Origin of the sequence: Anaerorhabdus sp., from assembly GCF_036657415.1 — a bacterium.
In the GTDB taxonomy this organism is placed as follows: domain Bacteria; phylum Bacillota_I; class Bacilli_A; order Erysipelotrichales; family Erysipelotrichaceae; genus Anaerorhabdus.
Genome location: NZ_JAVXGL010000093.1, coordinates 1 through 707, shown reverse-complemented (window position 1 = coordinate 707; position 707 = coordinate 1). Strand labels below are relative to the sequence as shown.

Genomic DNA, 707 nt, shown 5'->3' with positions numbered 1-707 from the left:
TTTCGCAATCAAATGCACATATCCATTCTCGCTTAATAACACAAATCTCAATTATCACAATTACTTCATTCCTCATAATTATCAATACACCTTAATTTATATGTATCTTTACTTGATATGTAGAAAGCTTCATTATTTGTTAACTTTATCCAATGCTCATTTCTCAGAATTGTTTGTTCATGAAAACCTTCTCCTATCCAAATAATATTTATTCCTTTATATATATTCCTCATCCACGAATGATACCAATTGTCTTGACTGCATGCAATCACAATAGAAGTATTATTTAGATTATTTCTTATCAAATCCTCTATGTCATCGTTGAATTCTTCATAATCAATAATTATTTTAGGTTGGTTTAAATCAGTGACTGATTTTACCTTACAATAATTATTAAATGTATCCATAATAAATTTATGATAACCACTCGAGTATTTTGCAATCACAAATAACAACTTGCTTTCCTTTAACTCAATCTCTTCCATCATATCCATATCAACTCCAAGAATAATTCTACAGTCACGTTTAACTGTAACATTTTCTGATATTAGTCTAATCTTTTTAAACCTACATTTCAGATTCATATCTAGCTTTTGCAGAGGTTCTTGTATAAGTTTAAATAATTTAATTTCTTTTTCCATAACATAACCAAAGTCTTTATCTACATTACATGTTTTCATAGGTTTTTCAAATATTGACATACATTC

General features: G+C 27.3%; 1 protein-coding gene. It reads right to left on the bottom strand.

The features are described from left to right. Nucleotides 1–65 precede the first annotated feature (65 nt). A partial coding sequence (locus RSB60_RS10165; RefSeq protein WP_332616128.1) for a hypothetical protein occupies nt 66–707 on the bottom strand: 642 nt, incomplete at its 5' end.